At 71.0% G+C, this 2,727-nt stretch carries 2 protein-coding genes and 1 pseudogene; 1 reads left to right on the top strand and 2 read right to left on the bottom strand.

Going from position 1 to position 2,727, the window contains the following annotated elements; translation table 11 throughout:
• A pseudogene (locus VNR91_RS02070) lies at positions 1–174 on the bottom strand (class I SAM-dependent methyltransferase); the annotation flags it as partial.
• 10 nt (positions 175–184) lie between these two features.
• Entirely contained in the window at positions 185–1,054 is an 870-nt protein-coding gene (gene lgt / locus VNR91_RS02065; protein ID WP_325489133.1) for a prolipoprotein diacylglyceryl transferase, read from the bottom strand.
• A 458-nt stretch (positions 1,055–1,512) separates the two neighbouring features.
• Between lgt and VNR91_RS02060 the strand changes: the two genes are divergently transcribed.
• Positions 1,513–2,727, top strand: a 1,215-nt coding sequence (locus VNR91_RS02060; RefSeq protein WP_325489132.1) for a molybdopterin cofactor-binding domain-containing protein, incomplete at its 3' end; no start/stop codon positions are given.

Raw genomic sequence — 2,727 nt, 5'->3', positions numbered from 1 at the left:
CTCGCCGAACATCTGGCTGATCTCGGGCGCGGTGGTGAAGTCGCCCGCCGCGCCCAGCGGATCGCGGGTCGCATAATAATGGGCGTTCGCCGACGCCATATATTGCGACAGCGGGATCGGCCCGGCCAGCGTGATCGCGCGGGCGAGGCGTTCGGGCAGGCGTTCCTCGGTCATCGGGCGGCGATCAGGCGACGCTGTCCAGCCCCGCCGTCGCCTCCACGCGCAGGCGGCGGCGCTTGGCGGTGGCGATCAGGTAGATGCCGCCGGCGATCATCGGCAGCGTCAGCAGCTGGCCCATGTGCAGCCCCGGCGTGCCGAGGATCGCGTTGCCCAGATATTGCTCGTCCGCCTCGCGAAAGAATTCCACGAAATAGCGCGACAGGCCGTAGCCGAGCAGGAAGGTGCCGACCAGCTTGCCGGGCTGATAGCGCGCGTCGGTGCGCCAGAACAGGAACCACAGCACCGCGAACAGCACGATTCCCTCCAGCCCCGCCTCATACAGCTGGCTTGGGTGGCGCGCGACGTCGTCGCCGGTGCGCGGGAAGACGAGCGCCCACGGCACGTCGGTCGGCCGGCCCCATAGTTCGCCGTTCACGAAATTGGCCAGCCGGCCAAAGAACAGCCCGAACGGCGCGGCGCAGGCGACATAATCGTGGATGCGCAGCCAGTTGAGCTTGTGCTTGCGCGCCATGTAGATGATCGCGATGCTGGTGCCCGCGACCCCGCCGTGGAACGACATGCCGCCGTCCCACAGCCGCAGGATGCTGAGCGAGGTCAGCAACTCCGGCGCGTAGAAGATCGCATAGCCCAGCCGCCCGCCCAGGATGATGCCCAGCGTCGCGTAGAACACCAGATCGTCGGCGTGGCGCCTGGCCATCGGCGCGCCGGGCTGGCTGAGCAGGCGCATCAGATACCACCAGCCGATCAGGATGCCGGCGATATAGGCCAGCGAATACCATTTGAGGTCGAAGAAGCCGAGGCGCAGCGCGACCGGATCGAGGTGCAGGTCGGCGAAGTGGATGTGCTGGCCGGCGGCGGCGAGGATCGACAGCAAGGGGGCGCTCCGGGGATGATGGCGTCGCCCTGCTCTAGAGCCGGGGCGGATCGACGGCAATGTCCGTGACCGGCGGTGCCGCGCGCACGGGGATGGTGGAGAGGGCACGGTGTTCGCCCCGCCGCTTGTCCTCCTCGGCGCGCAGAGATGCATCCGCCATAGATGCGCTGAACCCGTCAACCGCGCTTGTCCTCCCCGCGCAACCTCCGTCATCCCGGCGCAGGCGGGGATCGGTTCGCGCCGACCTCTCGATCAATCGTGGGGACGGTGCCTTATGGATTCCCGCCTGCGCGGGAATGACGGTCGTGGATCTGGGGTTTTACCCGCCTCGCCCGGGGCGTTCCCGCAGCGCCGCGTGTACCTAAATTTAGGTGCGCCGCGCCCGCCGGCGCGATAGAGCGGGGCGATGGCATTCCCCGGTTCGTTCCACTCGCATTCCCCGGCGCTGGCCCGCGACCATGGTTGATCGCCGAGGCCTGTTGATCGGCGGCGGGGCGACGGTCGGGCTGGTGGTGGCCTATGCGCTGTGGCCGCGCGCGGCCGGGGTGCGGCTGCCCGCCGCCGATGGCGAGATCGTGTTCGACGGCTGGATCAAGATCGGCACCGACGGCCACGTCACCGTCGCCATTCCCCAGTGCGAACATGGCCAGGGCGTCTACACCGCGCTGCCGCAGATCGTCGCCGACGAGCTCGGCGCCGACTGGCGCACCGTCGGGGTCGAGGCGGCGCCGGAAAGCGGCTTCTATGCCAATCCGCTCGCGGCGGAGGCCCTGTTCGGATCGGGCGACGGCTGGCGCCACCTGTTCGACCGGACCGCGCCGATGCTTACCGCCGGTTCCAGTTCGATCCGGCGGTTCGAGGGCCCGCTGCGTCAGGCGGGCGCGGTGGCGCGCGCGCTGCTGATGAAGGCGGCGGCGCGGCGCTGGGGCGCCGACTGGCGCACGCTTCAGGCCGACGCCGGGCTGATCACCAACGGCAAGGACGTGCTGCGGTTCGGGGAGTTGGCGGCGGAGGCGGCGCGTGAGCGCGTGCCCCGCGACATCCCCGCCCGCGCCACCGATGCGCGGCTGGCCGGCACCCCCGCGCCCCGGCTCGACGCCCCGGCCAAGGTCGACGGCTCGGCCAATTTCGCCGGCGACGTCCGCCTGCCGGGCATGGTGTTCGCCGCCGTCCGCCACGGGCCGGTCGGCGACAGCCGGCTGGTCGGCATCGATCGCCAGGCGGCCGAGCGCATATCGGGGATGCGCCATGTCGTCGAGAACACCGGCTGGGTCGCGGCGGTGGCGGACAATTGGTGGGCGGCCAACCGCGCGCTGACGGCGCTGCGCCCCCGGTTCGAGACGCCCGCGCCGCTGGTCGACAGTGCAGCGATCGATCGTGCGCTGGCCGACGCGCTGGGGCGCCCCGGTGAGCGGGTGGCGGGCGAGGGCGACGTCGCCGACGCCTTTCGCGGCGGCCATGTGTTGCGCGCCGAATATCATGTCGGCACCGGCCTCCACGCCGCGATCGAGCCGGTCACCGCCACCGCCAGCTATCAGGACGGCAAGCTGGTACTGTGGGCCGCGACCCAGGCGCCGCAGGCCGTGCGCGCGGCGGCGGCGCGGGCGATCGGCATCGCGGTCGACAATGTCGTGCTCCACCCGATGATGGCCGGCGGATCGTTCGGCGCGAAT

This window comes from Sphingomonas sp. (genome assembly GCF_035555815.1).
In the GTDB taxonomy this organism is placed as follows: domain Bacteria; phylum Pseudomonadota; class Alphaproteobacteria; order Sphingomonadales; family Sphingomonadaceae; genus Sphingomonas.
The sequence above is the reverse complement of the archived record's forward strand: the minus strand, read 5'-3'. Positions and strand labels throughout refer to the sequence as shown.